The sequence below is a fragment of the Achromobacter sp. LC458 genome (genome assembly GCF_001005835.2).
In the GTDB taxonomy this organism is placed as follows: domain Bacteria; phylum Pseudomonadota; class Gammaproteobacteria; order Burkholderiales; family Burkholderiaceae_B; genus Achromobacter; species Achromobacter spanius_B.
The window spans coordinates 81,424-100,735 of the sequence record NZ_LBHW02000013.1; the positions used below are offsets into that span (position 1 = coordinate 81,424).

Sequence of the window (19,312 nt, forward strand, 5' to 3'; positions counted from 1 at the left end):
CTCTTTAGCCCGGGAACATTTCCCCCCAGCGCCCCCCGCCCGGTTGACGGGCGCTCCATCGACAGATCTGACATTAAAAGCTTGCAATCCCATCGGGACTTGCTACAATGTTCGACTTTGCCGAATTCAACTTATATAGCAACATGGCCAATACCGCCCAAGCCCGCAAGCGCGCTCGCCAATCCGTTGAGCGCAACAAGCACAATTCCAGCCTGCGCTCGATGCTGCGCACCGCCATCAAGCGCGTTCGCCAATCTATCGCCGCTGGCGACAAAGCTGCGGCTGGCGACGTGTTCCAGAAGGCCTCGAGCGTGATCGATCGCGTGGCTGACAAGAACATCATCCACAAGAACAAGGCTGCTCGCCACAAGAGCCGCCTGGCTGCCGCTATCAAGGCGCTGGCCTAAGATTCTGCCGCCCCGCTTTCTGGGGCGTCATGAATACGGCAAATAAAGAAGGATGCCCTCGGGCATCCTTTTTTGTTGCCTGAACGGATCGGCTGCCTGAGTCGGCTGCCTGAGTCGGGCTGCCTGAGTCGGGCTGCCTGAGTCGGGCTGCCTGAGTCGTTTCGGTGCCTGAACGATAGAACAAGCAGAGCCATCATCCGCCGGCCAGCCGGGCCTTGATCGCTTTGGCGGCGTCGGTCAAGGATGCCACGAACGCTTGCACCAAGGGATTGGCGGGCCTGTGTTCAGGAAAGACTGCATTCACGCGAAAGGGCAGCGAACGCCGCAGCGGGCGGATATGCAGGCCCCTGCCGACGAAGTCCAGCGCCGTCAGCGGGTTCACGATGGCCAGCCCCAGCCCTTGCCTGACAAAAGTGCAGACCGACACGGCGGTGGGCGTTTCGACCACCGAGCGCCGCAACACGCCGACTTCAGCAAAGGCTTCGTCAATCTGTACCCGGTAGGGATCGTGGGCGGACAGGCTGACAAAGGCATGCCCTTCGAAATCAGCAAGATCGATTTCCTGGCGCGCCAAGAGCGGATGCCCATCGGGCAACACGCAGACCTCGTCCACTTGCAGCAACAGCTGCAAGCGCGTGCCGGCCGGCGCGGCATCCCGCTCGGTCAACCCAAGATCGTAGCGTTGGGCCGTCAGCCACTCTTCAAGGAAGGGCGATTCTTGCGTCTCCACGGACAGGCTGACGCCAGGATGAAGATCGTGAAAACGCCGAAACGCATCCGGCAAGATGGAATGCGAGAACGCCGGCAAAGCGATCACGGACAGCTGCCCGCCCCGGAATTCGCGCAAGCGGGCCGCCGCCGACACAACGCGCTCCAGCCCCGCATACGATTGCCGGATCTCGTCATACAGCGCCAGCGCCGGCATGGTGGGCCGTAAACGCCCATGCACGCGTTCAAACAAGGCAAAGCCGATGCCCTGCTCCATCCGCGCCAATTCACGGCTGACGGTCGGTTGCGACGTGCTCAAGAGCTGCGCCGCGCGCGTGACGCTGCCCGCGATCATCACCGCGCGGAATACTTCGATATGGCGATGCGTCAACACGGTGCGCTCCATATCAGGAATGAATGATCCTTCAACATATAAGCATTTTACTGGATGACACGAACCCGGCATCATGCCGCCTGGTTTCCTTTCCTTTTTCAAGGTTCATGCTTCATGGCTTTTGATCCGCGCCAACTTACCGAACTCGCCACGCAACATGGCACGCCACTGTGGGTGTACGACGCCAGCGTCATCCGCGAACGCATCGCGCAGCTGCGCCGCTTCGACACCATCCGCTACGCGCAGAAAGCGTGCTCGAACCTGCACATCCTGCGCCTGATGCGCGAGGAAGGCGCGGTGGTCGACGCCGTGTCGCTAGGCGAGATCGAGCGCAGCCTGGCCGCCGGATTCGACCCCAAGGGTGAACCGGAAGGCATGGTCTTCACGGCCGACCTGATCGACCACGCCACGCTGGCCACCGTACTTCGGCACGGCATCACCGTGAACGCCGGCTCGCTGGACATGTTGGACCGCGTGGGCCAGGCCTCGCGCGGCCACCGCGTTTGGCTACGCATCAACCCCGGCTTCGGCCATGGCCACAGCAACAAGACCAACACCGGCGGCCCGCAAAGCAAGCACGGCATCTGGATCGACGACGTGGCCCGGGCCGTGTCCATCGTGCGCCGCCACGGCCTGAAGCTGGTCGGCATTCACATGCACATCGGTTCGGGTGTGGACTACGGCCACCTGTCCAGCGTCTGCGACGCCATGGTCGACGTGGTGCGCTCGCTGGACCACGACATCGAAGCGATCTCGGCCGGGGGCGGCCTGTCGATTCCCTACCGCGATGGCGAGCCGCGCATCGACTGCGACCATTATTTCGAACAATGGGACGCGGCCCGCAAGCGCATCGAACAGTTTCTGCAACACCCAATCCGCCTGGAGATCGAACCCGGACGCTTCCTGGTCGCCGAGGCCGGCGTGCTGGTGACCGAAGTGCACGCCGTCAACCACCGCCCCGAGCGCGACTTCGCACTGGTGGATGCGGGCTTCAATGACTTGATGCGCCCGGCCATGTACGGTAGCTACCACCGCATTTCCGTGCATGCGCCGGACGGTTCCGACCCGCAGGGCGCGGCCCAAACGCGCATTGCCGTCGCTGGGCCGTTGTGCGAATCGGGTGACGTGTTCACGCAGGAAGAAGGCGGCGTGATGTCGGACCAGCTGCTGCCGCAGCCGCGCATTGGCGACTTCATGGTGTTGCACAACGCGGGCGCGTACGGTTCGTCGATGTCATCGAACTACAACAGCCGGCCGCTGGCGCCGGAAGTGTTGCTGGACAACGGCCAGGCGCGGCTGATCCGTCGCCGCCAGACGGTGAGCGAACTGCTGGCGCTGGAAGACTGACCGCCGGGCAACACCGGGCACAACGCTCAAAGCGCCACACCAGAGCACTGAAAGCCAAGCACTGAAAGCAAAGCACCACCAACAAAGCACTGCAAACAGCGCGCGCAATGCAAATCGCCCCGCAGCATCGCGGGGCGTTTTTGCATATCAACGCCGGCCGGCGCAATCAGCTGGGAAAGGTTTCCCGCAAGGCAAACGTGGCCTGCTTGAACACGCCCAGGTCCGTGCCCACCGCTACAAAGTGCATGCCCATGTCCAGATAGCGGCGCGCGTCCGCCTGCACCGGCGCCAGGATTCCCACGGCCTTGCCCTGGGCCGACACGCGTTCGTGCAGATGCCGAATGACCTCTTGCACTTCGGGGTGGCTCGGGTTGCCGATGTGGCCCAACGCGGCCGCCAGGTCCGACGGGCCGATGAACACGCCGTCCACGCCTTCCACCGCCGCAATCTCGTCCGCCGCATCGATGCCCGGACGGCTTTCAATTTGCAGCAGCACGCAGATGTTGTCGTTGATGGTTTGCAGGTAATCGGGCACCGTGCCGTAACGGTTGCTGCGCTGCGCGCCGGCCACCCCGCGTATGCCCTCGGGCGGATAACGGGTGGCGGCCACGGCCAGGCGCGCGTCCGCTTCCGATTCAATGAACGGGATCAGCAGGTTGTAGAAGCCGATATCCAGCAAACGCTTGATCTGCACCGGGTCGTTCCACGACGGACGGCCGACGGCCGCGCTGGCGCTGCCCTGCAACGCCTGTAGCTGCTGCAGGAACATCGGCACTTCGTTCGGCGAATGTTCGCCATCCAGCAGCAGCCAGTCAAAATCCGCCAGGCCGACGAGCTCTGCCGTGATGTGGCTGGACATACACATCCAAAAGCCGATGAGCCGCTCGCGCGCCAGGATGCGTTGGCGGAAACGGTTGGGTAAAGGTGAGTTCATTGCCACGTCCAATGTCGCAAAATAAAAACCAGAAACAACGCGCCGGGCCAAAACCCGGCGCGCCCGTATTAATCCATGCGCGCGCCCGATGCCTTGGCCGCCTTGCCCCACTTGGCGATTTCGTTATCGACAAACGCCGAGAACGACTTCGGGTCGTCGCCCACCACCACAAAGCCCACGCTTTCGAGCTTTTGACGGATCTCGGGCGCCGCCAACGCCTTTACCGTCGCCTGGTTCAAGCGCTGGATCACGGCAGGCGGTGTCTTGGCGGGCGCCGACAAGCCGAACCACGATTCCGCCGAAAAACCGGGATAGCCCGATTCCGCCACCGTGGGCGTGTCGGGATAAGCGGGGTTGCGCTTGGCGCTGGCCACGGCCAACGCGCGCAGCTTGCCCGACCTGACTTGCGGCAGCAGCGTGTCCTGATTCAAGAACATCACTGACACACGCCCGCCGATCATGTCGGTAATCGCGGCCGCGCCGCCCTTGTAGGGCACGTGCACCAAATCAATCTTGGCGTCTTGCTTGAGCATCTCCATGGCCAGATGGCCGGACGAGCCGCTGCCCGAACTCGCATGCGTGTACTTTCCCGGATTTTCGCGCGCCAACTTGATGAAATCGGCGAACGTCTTGCCCGGAAACTCCATGTTCGCGACCAGCACATTGGGGCCGGTGGCCAGCAAGGAGATATGCGCGAAGTCGCTGTTGCGATACGGCATGTTCTGGTAGACCGCGTAGCTGATGGCGTTGGAGCCCACGCCCGATAGCAGCAAGGTATAGCCGTCGGGTTCGGCCTTGGCCACGACGTCCGATCCGATGTTGCCGTTGGCGCCGCCCTTGTTCTCGACGATGACGCTTTGGCCCAGCTCTTTGGAGAGCTCGGCGGCCAGCAGTCGGCCGACCGAATCGGTGCTGCCGCCGGCCGGGAAAGGTACGATCAGCTTGACCGGTTTGGCGGGCCAGGCCGCCTGCGCCATGGCCGCCCCGGGCAATAGCGTCAGGGCGCCAAGCGTGGCCGCCGCGAGCACGGCAAGGCGTCTGCGCGCCGAAGGTTTGGGTTGTTGCATGGTTGTCTCTTCCGTATGGTTTTTCTTGAGGAATGAGCCCGGTGGCCGGGTCTGCTGTTTTGGGTACAACAAAATCAGTGCAACAAGCGCCGTGCGATCAGATATCGTCCAGCAGATAGGGCGTGCCCGCGCGCTCGCAGATGCCGCGCAGGCGTTCGGCCAGGGCTGCCGAAATGGGTATGCCCGCGCGCAACCGACGCGCGCGCTCGGCCGCTTCGGGCTCGCCCGCCACCAGCACGGGTTCGTCGGGATTGGCGGGCGGCGTGTCGTGCAGCGCGTCGATCATGTCGTCCATATCGGATTCGAACGAGCCCGCCGCGCGGAACGCATCGGGGTTAAGCGCCAGGAAGAAGTGGCCCACGTCATCCGGTTCACCGGCCTTGCGCGTAGGCGCGCGGCGCGCGGCAAACGCGCTGCCGCTAAGCGTGCCGCCCAGAATCTGCGCCATCATGGCCAGGCCGTAGCCCTTATGGCTGCTCATTGCGGGTGTGCCGCCCAAGGGAGTCAGCCCGCCTTCGGGCTGCTTGAAGATGTACTGCATGGCCGCGTCGGCATCGGTCACCGCCGCGCCCTGCCCGTCCACCGCCCAGCCGGGCGGCAAGGGCTTGCCCAAAAAGTCATACACCTTGACCTTGTTCGCGGCCACCGTCGTGGTGGCCATGTCCAGAACGAAAGGCTCGTTGTGCGCGGCCGGGGCGCCGAACGCAATGGGGTTGGTGCCCAGCATGGGCATGGCGCCGCGCGTGGGCACCATGATGATGCCGTTGGCGCTGCTGGTCACCAGGCCGACCACCCCGCGTTCCACCGCGATGCGCGCGTAAACGCCGGCCGCGCCGAAGTGATGCGAATTGCAGACGGACACCGCGCCCACCCCGTGTTCCAGCGCCTTGTCCACGGCCAGATGCATGGCCTGCGCCGCCACCGGATAGCCCAGCCCGCCCATGCCGTCGATCAGCGCACTGGCGCCGCTGTCGCGCACCACGCGCGCGCGGGCATCCAGCCGCAACGACCCGGCACGCCACTTTTCCTCGTACGAAGGCAGCATCGAAATGCCATGCGAATCAATTCCCAGCAGATCCGTCCGCGCCATCAGGCCGGCGGTGGTGTGGGCCAGGTCTTCGTCCATGCCCCACGCTTGCAAGACCTGCAATATCTGTTCAAGCACCTGCTCTACCGGCACGTTTCTCGCTGTTGCTCCATTGCCTTGCACGGGTTGTCTCCGTTTGATGTGGTGAAGGGCGGCGGCGCGCCACGCGGGATGGATCAGTCGCGTTCGCGGTCCACCAGCCGATGGCGCGCCTGCCCCAGGTGAAACTGCATGGCGACGCGGGCGCGCTCGCTGTCCTGTTCGCGGATGGCGTCCAGGATGGTGGCGTGCTCGTCCACGACACGCTGCGCGCGCTGGCGCGAGCCGGTGCGGGTCAGGCTCAACGTCAGGCGCATGAAACCGTTGATGGATTCGTGGATGCTTTCCAGCACGCCCAGATAAAAATCATTGCCGCTGGCTTCGGCGATGCTGGCGTGGAAAGCCAGGTCGGCCTCGGGCGAGACCTGGCCATGCGTCAGGCTGTCGGCAAAGGCCGCGTGCGCGTCAGTGATCTTCTTGAGCTGTTCGTCGGTGCGGCGCAGCGCCGCCAACCGCGCGGCATCGCCTTCCAGCGCCACGCGCACCTCTTGTGCGCGCAGGTACGCGCTGACGTTCTGCACATCGTTGAACGTTTTCAGGCGTGGCGCGGGCTGGTGGCTGACGAAGGTGCCCAGCCCCTGATGCGCGGTGATCAGGCCATCGGCGCGCAGCCGCAGCAGCGCTTCGCGCACCACCGGCCGCGAGACCCCGAAGCGTTCCGATATTTCGTTTTCGGACGGCAGCTTGTCGCCGACATTGAGCCCGCCCGACACGATCTGTTCGAAGATTTGCCCGTAGACCTGGTCCGCCAGCCGCACCCGGTGTCCCCGTTCAAGCACATGGGAACCGACGGCTTCGGCCTCGGCCGGCGCTTGCGGTTCGGATGATGGTGTTGCTTTGGATCGGGCCACGAAACCTCCTGAATGCGTAAGGCCTGCCCGCCGTTACGCGGACAGCGCCCATCGTACCGCCAACCGGCGGCAAGACGGGCGATGCGCGGCCGAGCCGTTCACGTTCAGGCCGCCACGGCTTCCCGGTCCCAGGCCGCCAACTCGCGCGCGACAGGCGCCACGCGTTCGCGTTCGGCGCTGGAAATGCCGGTCAGCAGCGGCAACATGGGACCCATGTTCGCCACGCCGGACAAGGTCACCGCGTCGTGCAGCACGCGGATCGGGCTGATGCCGTCGCGGCAGTCTTCCAGGCCCAGATAATGTTGGCGCACGGATTCGGCTTCGTCGTAGCGGCCATCGCGCAGCAGATGCAGCAAGCGCATGGACCCGCGCGGGGCGATGCAGACCGAGCCCGACGTGAAGCTCTTCAAGCCGAAATCGCGATAGTGCACGATGGCGGGGCGTTCACCGATGCCGCTGACAATCCAGCGCGCGTCCACCGCTTGCAGCATCGACGACAGGTACGCGTCCTTGGCCGGTTCATCGCGCACCACCGCGTACTTGAACGCGGCGATGCGGCCTTCTTCGATCAAGCGCGCGGCGGTCTCGGGGGCCAGGTAGTCGGCCGACTTGATATAGACCACGGCCGGCTTGCCCAGCGCATCGGTAAAGCGGCGCACGCCGTCGGCCAGGCCGGCGTCCGTGTACGGGAACGACATCGGCAACAGCATGGCGGTGGGAAACGCGCGCGAACGCAGGATGGCGGCCTGGTCCATCATCTTGCCGTAGTCAGGGCCGACCGACGGCAGGATCCATGTGTCCGCACCGGCCAGGCCGGCCAGCATGTCCACGATGCGCGCGTATTCGCTGACGCCCACGTTGTAGAAATTGGCGTTGCCGCCGTACATGACGTTGCGCACGCCGCCTGCTTCCAGATGGCCAAGCAGGGCCTTGTTGGCGGCTTCGTTCAGCGAAAGATCGTCGTGGCGCGCCAGCGGCGGCACGGCAATGACCGAGCGTTGCAAGTCCTGCGCGGTGACCGGGGAAGTTTTCATGGACGGGGCTCCTGGCTGATCCAGTTGTCAGATAAGTAAGGTGAAAAAAGTATACTTGGTTGACAAGCATATTCTCAATACCTATATTTGTTTGACAAGTGAAACGGCATCACCAAAACATCCCACAAACGATGCGCGGCCACGCGCACACCGAGGAGACAACACCATGCATGCCCTATTCGCGCGACGCCGGCTGCTCGCTGCCGCCAGCCTCACGGCCATCGCCTTGACCTTGCCCGCCGCGCAGGCCCACGCCGACTATCCCGAACGCGACGTGAAGATCATCGTGCCCTTCCCTGCCGGCGGCACCGCCGACATCGCCGCGCGCGTGGTGGCTGCGGAACTGGGCAAAAGCTGGAACAAATCAGTGGTGGTCGACAACAAGGCCGGCGCGGGCGGCAACGTGGGCACGGCCGAAGCCGCGCGCGCCACGGCCGACGGCTACACCTTGCTGATGGGCACCGTCAGCACGCACGCCATCAACCAGTCCGTCTACAGCAAGCTGCCGTACGACCCGGTGAAGGACTTTGTACCGGTCACGCTGGTCATCCCGGTGCCGAACATTCTTGAACTGAACCCCAAATTCGCGGACAAGCATGGCATCCGCACGGTGGCGGACCTGATCAAATACCTGAAGGCCAATCCCGACAGCGTCAACATGGCGTCCACCGGCAACGGCACGTCCACGCACTTGTCGGGCGAACTGTTCCAGACAATGACGGGCACGCGCATGACGCACGTGCCCTACAAGGGCAGCAGCCCCGCGCTGACCGACGTGATGGGCGGTTCGGCCGACCTGATCTTCGACAACCTGCCTTCGTCCATGGGCTACATCAAGGGCGGCAAGCTGCGCCCGCTGGCCGTCACCACGGCGGCCCGCTCACCCGCGCTGCCCGACGTGCCCACGATGGCCGAAGCCGGCGTAAAGGGCTACGAGGCATCCAGCTGGTTCGGCCTGTTGGCGCCTGCCGGCACGCCGCCCGCCATCGTGGAAAAAATCCAGCGCGACGTGGCCGCGGCCTTGCAGCAAGAGCCGGTGCGCGCGCAGTTGCAGGCGCAAGGGGCCACGCCGTCGGGCAACACGCCTACGCAGTTCAAACAGTTCATGGCGCAAGAGACCGTCAAGTGGGCCGAGGTGGTGAAAGCCTCGGGCGCGAAAGTCGACTGAACCAACGCAGATTCAGGCCCGTGCGCAACGCGTGAGCGCCGGGCTTTTCATCACCACGCGAACCAGGAGACAACATGAATAAACTGTTCTGCGCGGCTGCCGCGGCGGGCGCCGTTCTACTTGCCGGACCCGCGGCGCAGGCCGCCGGTTATCCGGAAAAGCCGGTCACCATGATCGTGCCCTTCGTGCCGGGCGGCTCGTCCGACATCACCGCGCGCTCGGTCACGCCCGCGCTGACCAAGATCCTGGGCCAGACCTTCGTGGTCGAGAACAAGCCCGGCGCCAACAGCGCCATCGGTGCACAGGCGCTGGCCCGCAGCACGCCCGACGGCTACACGATGATGGTGGGCTCGATCGGCACCTTCGCCATCAACGAGGCGCTGTACAAGAACCTGTCCTACAACCCCAGCAAGGACTTTGCTTACCTGACGCAGGCGGTGCGCAACCCCAATGTGCTGGTCGCGTCTCCCAACTTTCCCGCCAGCACGGTGGCCGAACTGGTGGCCTATGCCAAGAAGAATCCGGGCAGCGTGTCGTACGCGTCGTCCGGCACCGGGTCGTCCGACCACCTGTCGGCGGTGCTGTTTCGCCAGCGCACGGACAGCACGGGCGTGGACGTGCCCTACAAGGGCGGCGGCGCTGCCATCGCGGACCTGATCGGCGGACAGGTGAACGTGTCGTTCCAGAACCTGGGCGCGGTGCAAAACCACATCAAGGCCGGCAAGCTCAAGGCGCTGGCCATCACCGGCGATGCCCGAGCGACCGACCTGCCCAACGTGCCGACCTTGGCCGAAGCCGGCATCGAGGACATGGTGGTGTATTCGTGGCAAGGCTTTGCCGTGCCCAAGAACACGCCGCCGGCAGTCGTTGAACAGCTGTCCAAGGCTTTGCAGACGGCGCTGCGCGACCCGAAGACCGAGCAGACGCTGCAAGGCCTGGGCTTTGAAGTCGTGGCGAATACTCCGCAGCAGTTCACCGCCTTCCAGCAAGGCGAGGTCAAGCGTTGGAAGGACGTCATCCAGAAGGCGAACATCCAGCTGGAGTGAAAAAGCCGCCACGCCTGATCAAGGCCAAGGCCAGCGCCAAGGCCAGGACCAGGGCCAGGGCCGGGCAACCGCGAGGGGATGCCTACGGGCATCCCCTCAGCGGTTTTCAAGGTCGAATCAAGTAGCATGACCGTTTTGCCACCCATCCGTACGACAACATGACCACCAAGCATCGCATCATCCAGGTCGGCTCGCTGGCCGGCTCGCCTTCCGCCAACAAGAACCTAGCCGAGCGCTATGACGTCGTGGAGCTATGGAAATTCCCCGACCGCAAGGCGGCCTTGGCTGAACATGGCAAGGGCATCGCTGCCGTCGTCACGTCGGCCAACTTTGGCGCGGACGCCGAACTGATCAACGCGCTGCCCGACCTGAAAGCCATTTGCAGCTGGGGCGTGGGCTATGAAACCATCGACGTGGACGCCGCCAAAAAACGCGGCGTGCAGGTCAGCAACACGCCGGACGTGCTGACGGACTGCGTCGCGGATCTGGCCTGGGGCTTGTTGATCGCGGGTGCGCGCCGCATGGGCCAGGGCGAACGCTTTGTGCGCGCCGGCCAATGGGGTCAGGTGCACGGCAGCATCCCGCTGGGCCAGCGCGTCAGCGGCAAGAAGCTGGGCATCGTGGGCCTGGGCCGCATCGGCGAAGCCATCGCCAAGCGTGGCACGGGTTTCGACATGGACGTGCGCTATCACAACCGCAGAAAGCGCGACGACATCGCGTACGGCTACGAAGCATCGCTGGTGGACCTGGCCGCGTGGGCGGACTTCCTGGTGGTCGCCACCGTAGGCGGGCCCAGCACGCGCCACCTGGTCAACCAGGCCGTGCTGGAAGCGTTGGGTCCCAAGGGCATCATCGTCAATATCGCGCGCGGGCCGGTCATTGACGAGGCCGCGCTGGTGGCCGCACTGGAAGCGGGCAAGCTGGGCTGCGCGGCGCTGGACGTGTTCGAGCACGAACCCAAGGTGCCGGACGCATTGAAGACCAGCGACAACGCCGTCGTGCTGCCGCACATCGGCAGCGCCACGCTGGAGACCCGCCTGGCCATGGAAAACCTGATGCTGGACAACCTGAAGGCGTACTTCGACACGGGCCACGTGATTACGCCGGTGGAATGAACGCCGCCGCGCGATGGCGCGGCCAAGCAGATAGCAAAAAAGAAAGCAAAAAAACAGAAAGCAAAAACGAAAAAGCCTCTCGGTGCCCATACCGAGAGGCTTTCGACTTTCCGGCCCCAAGAGGTCGGTAGTCTTCCTGCAAAGGAACTACATCGGGCTTTTCAGCCCCCTGCCTACTTCGCCGGCGTCGTGGCGCCGGAATGGTCCATCTTTGATGCGCCTGATTTCGCGGCCGCCGGTTTGGCGGACGTTTTGTCAGACTTGTGGTGCTTATGCTGCGCGTGGGTCTTGGTATCACCCGCCTTGGTCGTGGCATCGGCGCCCGCCGCGAACGCCGAAGGCGCAGCAGCAAGACCGAGGCACAAGGCCGAGGTGGATAAGAACGCAGCGATACGGGAGTGAGTCGTCATTACATGAACTCCTGAATGTGCAAGGCCGAAGCCTAACCGACACGGGGCGGCAACATCGCCGCTTACCCCGTACTCCGTTTGAAGTTCACCGGCTGCGAAGGTTCAATGCGGAACCAGAAAATTTCGGCTGCTAACGCTTGGAAATATGGCTTGAGGATATGGCTTAAGGATATGGCTTGAAGTTATGCCTACGGTTATGCCTACGACTCAAACGCCAGCAAGGCCACGGTGGCGAACAGCATCAATGCGAAGCAGACTCTCAGCTTGCGTTCAGGCAGCTTGTAGGCCAGGCGCACACCGATCGGCACGAACAGCAGGCTGCCGATGGCCAAGGGCACGCCCACCGTCCAGTCCGCCTGGCCGGCCCATGCATACGTGATCAGCGCGATGGTTGACCCGGGGATCACCATGCTTAGGGCCAAGGCCTGCGCCACCGTCTGCGGCAAGCGGAACACCGTGGTGATGATGGGCACGGCCAGCACCGCACCGCCCACGCCGAAGAAGCCACCCAACGTGCCGCACAGCATGCCCAGCACGCTGGCGCGGCGCGGGGTGAAGACCGGTGCACGCTTGTGGTCGGACTGCGGCTTGTGGTTGGAGTGCAGCTTCTGGTCGGACTGCGCTTTGGACGGCGCTTGCCCTGCTGCACGGCGCGCGGCAAGGCGGCCCGCACGCCAGGTCTGCCAGACGTAGAACAGCGCGATAAAGAACAGGAACACGGCGAAGCTTCGACGCAGCACGCTGGAATCAATGCCCAGCGCCAGCCGCGCGCCCACCCACGTGAACACCACCGCGCCGGCCGCCCCGGCAGCCGCCACGCGCTTGTCGATGCGCGTTTGCTGGTTGTATTTCCGCACCGCCATGGTGATGGCGGGCAGCACCATGATCAGCGCGGTGCCCTGCGCCAACTGCTGCGACATGCCCATCAACAGCACCAACGCCGGAATGGCGATGAGCCCGCCCCCGATGCCCAGCACGCCGCCCATGAAACCAATCAGGCTACCCGCGGCCAGGCACGCGGCAATCACTAACAGACTCACGTCTTGCTCCAACAGCCCTTGCCTGCGCGGCAAGGGGAAAACAGCGCGTCAGCGCAACTTGTCCAACGCGGCGTCCAGCCGGTCCACCGCCCAGATCTCCAACCCTTCAATGGGTTGGCGCGGGGCGTTGGCCTTGGGGATGAGCGCAATTGAAAAACCCAGCTTGGCGGCTTCGCGCAAGCGTTCCTGACCGCGCGGCGCGGGACGGATCTCGCCGGCCAGACCGACTTCGCCGAACGCGATCAGGCCGCGCGGCAAAGGCTTGTCGCGCAACGAAGACATGATGGCCAGCAGCACCGGCAAGTCGGCGGCCGGTTCGGTGATGCGCACGCCGCCCACGGCGTTGACGAACACGTCCTGGTCAAACGTGGTGACACCCGCGTGCCGGTGCATCACCGCCAGCAACATGGCCAGCCGGTTGCCTTCAAGGCCCACCGTCAGGCGGCGCGGATTGGGCGAATGCGAACTGTCGACCAAAGCCTGGATTTCAACCAGCAGCGGGCGCGTGCCCTCTTGCGTGGCCATCACGCAGGAACCGGCCACCTGCTGCTCGTGCTGCGACAGGAACAGCGCGGACGGGTTGGCCACGCCGCGCAGGCCACGGTCGGTCATCGCAAAAACGCCCAGCTCGTTGACGGCGCCAAAGCGGTTCTTGAATGCGCGCACCAGCCGGAACGAGGAATGCGTGTCGCCTTCGAAATACAGCACGGTGTCCACGATGTGCTCCAGCACGCGCGGGCCGGCCAGCGCGCCGTCCTTGGTGACGTGGCCGATCATGACGATCGCGATGCCGGTCTGCTTGGCCAGGCGCGTCAATTGCGCCGCGCATTCGCGCACCTGCGACACCGACCCCGGCGCGGCGCTGAGTTCGCCGCTGTACAGGGTCTGGATGGAGTCGATAACGGCCACGGTGGGCTTCTGTTCGGACACGGCGGCCTGGATCGCTTCCAGGCGGATCTCGGCCAGCAAGTTCACGTTGCCCGTCTGCAAGTCCAGCCGGCGTGCGCGCAAGGCGACCTGTTCGGCCGATTCCTCGCCCGTCACATACAGCACGTTGGTGGTTTCGGACAGCGAGGCCAGCGCCTGCAACAACAGCGTGGATTTGCCGATCCCCGGATCGCCGCCGATCAGCACCACGGCGCCGGCGACCAGGCCGCCGCCCAGGACGCGGTCGAATTCGTCCAGCCCGGTGGGCTGGCGTGGTGTTTCGCGGGCTTCGATTTCAGACAGGCTGCGCACCGGGCTGGCAGAGGCCAGCGGCGCGTAACGGTGCGCGGCGGCGGCGGGCGTCGAGGACTCGACGGTTTCTTCCAGCGTGTTCCAGGCGTTGCAATGCGGGCATTTACCCTGCCACTTCGGGGTGGTGCCGCCGCAGTCGGCGCACACATATACGGTTCGGGATTTGGCCATGCGCGAAAGTGTACCGGCAAGCGCAAGATTTCAATCCGCTTTCAATAACAGGGCCGGGCCAAAATAACATCGCCGCCCTGCAAGAAAACCCCGCCCGGAATCGCGCAAATCGCGCATAATCGTCCAGTGCAGCGCATTGTCGAACCGCCCAGCCCAGGGCGGCATACCCGGCGCCGAACGCCCCTCAGGGCGCGGCAACGGGAATCGCGGCGCATTCGCCCTGCGGCCCTGGCCGCATAAACCGGAACACGACCCTAGCCACGACGAGACCGCCGGACCACCGGCGCGGCGCCCAGCAAGGTCAAACGCGTAGGCGTCTTGCCACCAGACGCCGCCGCGAGGAGTACGCGCATGAGCATTACCTATCGGCCCCCCTTCGACGAAGACGATGAACGGGATCTGCGCGCCCTGTACCGCAAGCCCGGACCCGGCAGCAGTCCCGAACTGGACGCGGCGGTACGTCGTGCCTGGCACCCCGGCCACAGCTGGCACCCGGGCTGGGCAGCCGCCGCCTGCGCCGCCATGGTCGCCGGCTTGTTCGCCTGGACGGACATGCGCGAAGCCGCGGACATGCACGAGCAGAATTTGCCGCTGACCGCTTCCCATGACAGCAGCACCGAACGCAACCCCGCCCCCATTGCATTGACGGACGCGTTGTCGGGCAAGTCGGCTGCCGTGGCGCAACGCGTCTCTGCCCCCCAAAACGAACCTGCCGCTGTCCCGCCGCTACCGGCAGCCACCGCCGAACCGCAACCGCAAGCCGCCCCCGCGGGCGTTGCACAGGAAGGCGACGCCACCGCCACCGAGGTCGTGGCGTTCAGCGAAGCCGATATCGAAGCCCGCGTGGCGCACATCCGGCAGTTGGTGCAAGACGACCAGCAAGCCGATGCCGTGCAGGCCTTGCACGAACTGCAACAAGGCGCGCCCGACCTGACCTTGCCCGACGACTTGCAGGAATTGGCGCAGCAGAATCCCGCCTGACGGCAGGACATAGCGACGCCGCACTGCTTGCCCGCACCGCCGCCCGCCGCGCCCATCAGGCGCCGCCGGCGGCGGTGTTGCGCGCATGACGCATCAAAATTTGTGGTCAAAAAATGGGCGGCTTCTTGCTAACATAGCCGCCATGAGTCCCAGCTTCCACCACCGCAATCTTCCCCACCTGCTGCTATACGCGCGCGAAACCCTGATGGCGCATTTCCGCCCCGTGCTGCACGCGGCCGGCGTCACCGAACAACAATGGCGGGTGTTGCGCACCCTTAGCGAAACGGGCGCGATGGAGCCCAACCAGATTGCGCGCAGTTGCCAGATCCTCAGCCCCAGCCTGACCCGGATGCTGGCCGGCATGGAAGAACAGGGCCTGATCAAGCGCGCCCGCTCCAGCGCGGACCAGCGCCGCCAGGAAATATCCCTGACGCCCAAAAGCCACAAGCTGATCGACCGCATGCGCCCGCAGGTGGACGCGAAGTATCAGGAAATCGAGGCCAAGATCGGCAAGGAATTGCTCGACCGCCTGTATCAGGACGTGGACACAATGGTCGAGCTGATACGCCGCGACCCGCCCCCGGCCGACGCCAATGAAACGGCCGACGCGTAGCCGCGTCGGCCGGCCCCCTGCCGGAACTTAGTCCGGCACCGGAAAGATCGCGTTGATCTGCCCCGTGCCCGAACTGGTGAAGTAGTCGGTGACGATTTCCACCGGCCTGTCGTAGCCGTCCCACCCCAGCAGGCCCAGCAGCATGGCGGTGTCGTGCATGCCGCCCTCGCCCACGCACAAATCGGCGTATTCGGGCAGCATGGCGCAAAACGTCTTCCAGTCGCCCTGGCGCCAAAGATCGACGACGCGCAAGTCCACCTGCTTGAAAAATTCGCGGCTGATCTGGTGCATCGCGGCTTCGGGACTGTTGTTGTCGTTAAAGCGATGCGACAACGACCCGCTGGCCAACACGGCAACGCGGCTGTCGCTGGCCTGGATGGCCTGGCCCAACGCCGCGCCAAAGCGCCGGCTTTCGTCCAGGCCGTGCCAGGCGCACCATGCCGCTACCGACACCACCTTGAAGCGGCCATCGGCGTTCATGTAGCGCATGGGCACCAGCGTGCCGTATTCCAGTTCCAGGCTGTCGATTTCGTGGCTGCGCGTGCCCACGCCCGCCGCGTTGGCGCTTTCGGCGATGCGGCGACCCAGATCGGGGTTGCCGTCGTACGCGTAGTGCATGTCCTTGATGAAATGCGGCAGTTCGTTGCTGGTGTAGCAGCCCTTGAAGGCGCGGTTGGCGTTGACGTGATACCCCGCGTTCACCAGCCAATGCACGTCCAGCACCACGATCGTGTCCACGTCCAGCTCGCGGCAGCGTTGGCCAATGATGCGGTGGCCCTCGATGGCGGCCTCGCGGCAACCGTGATGTTTGCCGGGAAGCTCCGACAAGTACATCGACGGCACGTGGGTCACCTTGGCGGCCAGTGCAAGCTTACCCATGATGGTTGTCTCCTTGTTGCATTCACACGCCCCATCTGGGGATGTGGTGGCTGCCCATCGACACGCACACGTTCTTGATTTCGGCGAACACCTCGTAGCTGTATTCCCCGCCTTCGCGTCCCGTGCCGGATTCCTTGGTGCCGCCGAACGGCTGGCGCAGATCGCGTACGTTTTGGCTGTTGATGAACACCATGCCTGCTTCGATGCCGCGCGCCAAGCGGTGCGCGCGGCCGATGTCGCTCGTCCAGATGTACGAGGCCAGGCCGTATTTGACATCGTTGGCCAGCGCCAGCCCGTGGGCTTCGTCCTTGAACGGGATCAGGCAGGCGACCGGCCCGAAAATTTCTTCCTGCGCGCAACGCATGCGGTTGTCCACGTCGGCCAGCACCGTGGGCCGCACGAAATTGCCGCGCGCCAGATGGGCGGGCAACCCTTCCGGCTTGCCCGCGCCGCCCGCCAGGATACGCGCCCCTTCCTGTTCGGCCAGCTGAATGTAGCCGGTGACCTTTTCCCAATGCTGACGCGTGATCATCGCGCCCACGTGGGTGGCCTCATCAGCAGGGTCGCCGACCACCAGGCGCTGGGTGCGCGCGGCGAACTTTCGCACGAAATCGTCGTAGATGGATTGCTGCACGAAGATGCGCGAACCCGCGGTGCAGCGTTCGCCGTTCAGCGAAAAAATCGTGAAGAGCGCCGCGTCCAGCGCGCGGTCGACATCAGCGTCGTCAAAAATCAGCACGGGCGATTTGCCGCCCAGCTCCATCGAATATTTCTTGATGCCGCCCGCGTTGGCCATGATTTTCTTGCCGGTGACCGTGCCGCCGGTGAACGAGATGGCGCGCACGCCCGGGTGCCGCACCAGCGCATCGCCCGCGTCCGCGCCATAGCCCTGCACCACGTTCAGCACGCCGGCGGGAATGCCGGCTTCAAGCGCCAGCCGGCCCAATTGGTCGGCGGTCAGCGGGGACAATTCAGACATCTTCAACACGGCGGTATTGCCCAGCGCCAGGCACGGCGCCGTCTTCCAGGTGGCCGTCATGAACGGCACGTTCCACGGTGACACCAGCGCGCACACGCCCACCGGCTGATACAGCGTGTAGTTCAGCATTTGATCGTCCACCGGATAGGTGTGGCCGTTCATGCGGGTGCAGACTTCGGCAAAGAAATTGAAGTTCTCGGACGCGCGCGGAATCAGCTGTTTGCGCGTTTGCGAAATGGGCAGGCCCGTGTCCTGGGTTTCCAGTTCGGCCAGGTGCGGCACGTTGGCGTCGATAAGTTCGCCCAGGCGGCGCATCAACCGCGCGCGCTCCTTGGCGGGCGTGTTGGCCCACTTGGGAAACGCGTCCGCCGCCGCCGCCACGGCCGCGTCGATTTCTTTCTGCCCGCCCGCCGCCACTTCGGCAATGGCCTCGCCCGTGGCGGGGTTGTAGGTGACGAACCGGTCAGCGCTATCGACCTGCTGGCCGTTGATCCAATGCTTGATGCTCACGTGCGGCTCCTCGTTCTTATCGCGGCGCAATGCGTCGCCCCATTTAATTAACACGTTAACTTTATGCTGCCGGGATGGCGCTGTCAACGGCGGGATTCCCGGGTCGCATCGCGCGTCTGGCGCATTGCCGCCGGTCCGCTTTCCCGCTATTCTAATTAACATGCTAACTATTTTGGCGGAGACACCATGCCCCATATCTGGATCGAGTATTCAGGCAACCTTGCCCTGGATACCCGTGCGCTGATGCGCGCGGTGCAAGGCGCCGCCGTCGGCGACGGCAGCTTGTTTCCGCTGGCAGGCGCCCGCACCCGGGCACTGCGTGTGGACGACTGCCTGATCGTGGACGGCCACCCCGACAACGCGTTCGTGCACGTGGTGCTGCGCATCGGCCACGGCCGCACCGACGCGCAAAAGGCCGCGTTGGGCGAGCGGGTGTTCCTCGCGCTGAACACCGCGCTGGCGCCGCACCTGGCCATGCGGCCCTTGGGCATTTCGATGCAGATCGAAGAAGCGGACCCGGTGCTGAACTACAAGCACAACAACTACCGCCACTATCTTGCGCAGCGCGCCGAAGCGGCCAGCGCGGCCTTGGCGCAGCCGCCGCGCACCGTGGTCGGTGTGGCGCTTAACACGCGCCAGTCGCTTGACGCATTGGGCGACGCCGTCAACGCGCCGCCCTACAAGGCCGCCCCGCGCGCACCCGTGCTGTACATCAAGCCCGCCAACACCTATGCGCGCGACGGCGACACCATCACGCTACCCGCCGATGTGCAAGAGGTGCAGGTAGGCGCCTGCCTGGGCGTGGTGTTCGCGCGCCGCGCCAGCCGCGTCAGCCAGGCGGATGCGCTGGACTACGTGGCGGGCTATCGCGTGGTGGCGGACCTTTGCGTGCCGCACGACAGCTATTTCCGGCCCGCCCTCAAACAACAGTGCCGCGATGGGTTCTGCCCCATCGCCGACACGCTGGCGCCGGTATCGCCGGCAATCAATCCGGATGCGTTGGACATCGAAGTGCTGGTGGACGGCGTCGTCAGGCAGCGCGCCAGCACGGCCGACCTGTTCCGCCCCGTTGCGCGCCTGATCGCCGACGTGACCGAATTCATGAGCTTTGACGCCGGCGACATCCTGCTGGTGGGTACGCCGCACGATGCGCCACGCGTGCGCGCGGGGCAACGCTATGACATCCGCATCGCGCAGGTCGGCACGCTGGGCAACACGTTGGCCGCAACCTGA

At 64.8% G+C, this 19,312-nt stretch carries 19 protein-coding genes; 8 read left to right on the plus strand and 11 right to left on the minus strand.

Features of this window, described 5'->3' with window-relative positions; translation table 11 throughout:
* Positions 1-143: 143 nt before the first annotated feature.
* Positions 144-407, plus strand: a complete 264-nt coding sequence (rpsT, locus tag YH64_RS13300; RefSeq protein WP_025135824.1) for a 30S ribosomal protein S20 — start codon at positions 144-146, stop codon at positions 405-407.
* Between the two features lie 193 nt (positions 408-600).
* Here rpsT and YH64_RS13305 read toward each other — a convergent pair whose 3' ends face one another.
* Positions 601-1,509 carry a LysR family transcriptional regulator gene (locus YH64_RS13305; RefSeq protein WP_046804783.1) on the minus strand — a complete coding sequence of 303 codons (909 nt, stop codon included), beginning with the start codon at positions 1,507-1,509 and terminating at the stop codon, positions 601-603.
* 114 nt (positions 1,510-1,623) lie between these two features.
* Between YH64_RS13305 and lysA the strand changes: the two genes are divergently transcribed.
* The gene (gene lysA / locus YH64_RS13310) at positions 1,624-2,856 is read left to right on the plus strand and encodes a diaminopimelate decarboxylase (protein WP_046804713.1); all 1,233 of its coding nucleotides are present in this window, start codon (positions 1,624-1,626) and stop codon (positions 2,854-2,856) included.
* A 166-nt stretch (positions 2,857-3,022) separates the two neighbouring features.
* On the opposite strand, the gene garL is transcribed toward lysA, so the two are convergent.
* The 5 genes from garL to YH64_RS13335 form a co-directional block, all read right to left on the minus strand.
* A complete protein-coding gene (garL, locus tag YH64_RS13315; protein WP_046804714.1) occupies positions 3,023-3,790 on the minus strand; it encodes a 2-dehydro-3-deoxyglucarate aldolase in 768 nt (255 codons plus the stop codon).
* Positions 3,791-3,858: 68 nt separating this feature from the next.
* Complete coding sequence (locus tag YH64_RS13320) at positions 3,859-4,857, minus strand: tripartite tricarboxylate transporter substrate binding protein (RefSeq protein WP_046804715.1); 999 nt, start codon at positions 4,855-4,857, stop codon at positions 3,859-3,861.
* Positions 4,858-4,954: 97 nt separating this feature from the next.
* Entirely contained in the window at positions 4,955-6,067 is a 1,113-nt protein-coding gene (locus tag YH64_RS13325) for an Ldh family oxidoreductase (RefSeq protein WP_046804716.1), read from the minus strand.
* Between the two features lie 53 nt (positions 6,068-6,120).
* Entirely contained in the window at positions 6,121-6,894 is a 774-nt protein-coding gene (locus YH64_RS13330; RefSeq protein ID WP_046804717.1) for a FadR/GntR family transcriptional regulator, read from the minus strand.
* A gap of 104 nt (positions 6,895-6,998) precedes the next feature.
* Entirely contained in the window at positions 6,999-7,928 is a 930-nt protein-coding gene (locus tag YH64_RS13335) for a dihydrodipicolinate synthase family protein (protein ID WP_046804718.1), read from the minus strand.
* Positions 7,929-8,094: 166 nt separating this feature from the next.
* On the opposite strand from YH64_RS13335, the gene YH64_RS13340 reads away from it, so the two are divergent.
* The 3 genes from YH64_RS13340 to YH64_RS13350 all read left to right on the plus strand — a co-directional run bounded on the left by YH64_RS13340 (position 8,095) and on the right by YH64_RS13350 (position 11,257).
* Positions 8,095-9,096, plus strand: a complete 1,002-nt coding sequence (locus YH64_RS13340; RefSeq protein ID WP_046804719.1) for a tripartite tricarboxylate transporter substrate binding protein — start codon at positions 8,095-8,097, stop codon at positions 9,094-9,096.
* Between the two features lie 74 nt (positions 9,097-9,170).
* Complete coding sequence (locus YH64_RS13345; RefSeq protein ID WP_046804720.1) at positions 9,171-10,142, plus strand: tripartite tricarboxylate transporter substrate binding protein; 972 nt, start codon at positions 9,171-9,173, stop codon at positions 10,140-10,142.
* A 158-nt stretch (positions 10,143-10,300) separates the two neighbouring features.
* Positions 10,301-11,257, plus strand: coding sequence for a 2-hydroxyacid dehydrogenase (locus tag YH64_RS13350; RefSeq protein WP_046804721.1), 957 nt, complete (start codon positions 10,301-10,303; stop codon positions 11,255-11,257).
* A gap of 173 nt (positions 11,258-11,430) precedes the next feature.
* On the opposite strand, the gene YH64_RS13355 is transcribed toward YH64_RS13350, so the two are convergent.
* The 3 genes from YH64_RS13355 to radA form a co-directional block, all read right to left on the minus strand.
* Positions 11,431-11,667: a hypothetical protein gene (locus YH64_RS13355; RefSeq protein ID WP_046804722.1), complete on the minus strand. Its 237-nt coding sequence runs from the start codon at positions 11,665-11,667 to the stop codon at positions 11,431-11,433.
* A 200-nt stretch (positions 11,668-11,867) separates the two neighbouring features.
* Positions 11,868-12,707 (minus strand): sulfite exporter TauE/SafE family protein, encoded by an 840-nt coding sequence (locus tag YH64_RS13360; RefSeq protein WP_046804784.1) that lies wholly within the window; start codon positions 12,705-12,707, stop codon positions 11,868-11,870.
* 48 nt (positions 12,708-12,755) lie between these two features.
* On the minus strand, positions 12,756-14,117 hold the full coding sequence (radA, locus tag YH64_RS13365) for a DNA repair protein RadA (protein WP_046804723.1): 1,362 nt from the start codon (positions 14,115-14,117) through the stop codon (positions 12,756-12,758).
* 351 nt (positions 14,118-14,468) lie between these two features.
* Between radA and YH64_RS13370 the strand changes: the two genes are divergently transcribed.
* Positions 14,469-15,098 (plus strand): hypothetical protein, encoded by a 630-nt coding sequence (locus tag YH64_RS13370; RefSeq protein WP_046804724.1) that lies wholly within the window; start codon positions 14,469-14,471, stop codon positions 15,096-15,098.
* 142 nt (positions 15,099-15,240) lie between these two features.
* Positions 15,241-15,711 (plus strand): homoprotocatechuate degradation operon regulator HpaR, encoded by a 471-nt coding sequence (gene hpaR / locus YH64_RS13375; RefSeq protein ID WP_046804725.1) that lies wholly within the window; start codon positions 15,241-15,243, stop codon positions 15,709-15,711.
* A 27-nt stretch (positions 15,712-15,738) separates the two neighbouring features.
* Here the strand turns inward: hpaR and hpaD are convergent, their stop codons facing one another.
* Positions 15,739-16,590, minus strand: a complete 852-nt coding sequence (gene hpaD / locus YH64_RS13380; protein WP_046804726.1) for a 3,4-dihydroxyphenylacetate 2,3-dioxygenase — start codon at positions 16,588-16,590, stop codon at positions 15,739-15,741.
* A 22-nt stretch (positions 16,591-16,612) separates the two neighbouring features.
* Entirely contained in the window at positions 16,613-18,079 is a 1,467-nt protein-coding gene (hpaE, locus tag YH64_RS13385; protein ID WP_046804727.1) for a 5-carboxymethyl-2-hydroxymuconate semialdehyde dehydrogenase, read from the minus strand.
* A 186-nt stretch (positions 18,080-18,265) separates the two neighbouring features.
* On the opposite strand from hpaE, the gene YH64_RS13390 reads away from it, so the two are divergent.
* A complete protein-coding gene (locus tag YH64_RS13390; protein WP_046804728.1) occupies positions 18,266-19,312 on the plus strand; it encodes a fumarylacetoacetate hydrolase family protein in 1,047 nt (348 codons plus the stop codon).

Coding starts and splice junctions, on each gene's coding strand:
- rpsT (WP_025135824.1), top strand. CDS start 144: ATGGCCAATACCGCCCAAGCCCGCAAGCGCGCTCGCCAATCCGTTGAG.
- lysA (WP_046804713.1), top strand. CDS start 1,624: ATGGCTTTTGATCCGCGCCAACTTACCGAACTCGCCACGCAACATGGC.
- garL (WP_046804714.1), bottom strand. CDS start 3,790: ATGAACTCACCTTTACCCAACCGTTTCCGCCAACGCATCCTGGCGCGC.
- YH64_RS13320 (WP_046804715.1), bottom strand. CDS start 4,857: ATGCAACAACCCAAACCTTCGGCGCGCAGACGCCTTGCCGTGCTCGCG.
- YH64_RS13335 (WP_046804718.1), bottom strand. CDS start 7,928: ATGAAAACTTCCCCGGTCACCGCGCAGGACTTGCAACGCTCGGTCATT.
- YH64_RS13340 (WP_046804719.1), top strand. CDS start 8,095: ATGCATGCCCTATTCGCGCGACGCCGGCTGCTCGCTGCCGCCAGCCTC.
- YH64_RS13345 (WP_046804720.1), top strand. CDS start 9,171: ATGAATAAACTGTTCTGCGCGGCTGCCGCGGCGGGCGCCGTTCTACTT.
- YH64_RS13350 (WP_046804721.1), top strand. CDS start 10,301: ATGACCACCAAGCATCGCATCATCCAGGTCGGCTCGCTGGCCGGCTCG.
- YH64_RS13355 (WP_046804722.1), bottom strand. CDS start 11,667: ATGACGACTCACTCCCGTATCGCTGCGTTCTTATCCACCTCGGCCTTG.
- radA (WP_046804723.1), bottom strand. CDS start 14,117: ATGGCCAAATCCCGAACCGTATATGTGTGCGCCGACTGCGGCGGCACC.
- YH64_RS13370 (WP_046804724.1), top strand. CDS start 14,469: ATGAGCATTACCTATCGGCCCCCCTTCGACGAAGACGATGAACGGGAT.
- hpaR (WP_046804725.1), top strand. CDS start 15,241: ATGAGTCCCAGCTTCCACCACCGCAATCTTCCCCACCTGCTGCTATAC.
- hpaD (WP_046804726.1), bottom strand. CDS start 16,590: ATGGGTAAGCTTGCACTGGCCGCCAAGGTGACCCACGTGCCGTCGATG.
- YH64_RS13390 (WP_046804728.1), top strand. CDS start 18,266: ATGCCCCATATCTGGATCGAGTATTCAGGCAACCTTGCCCTGGATACC.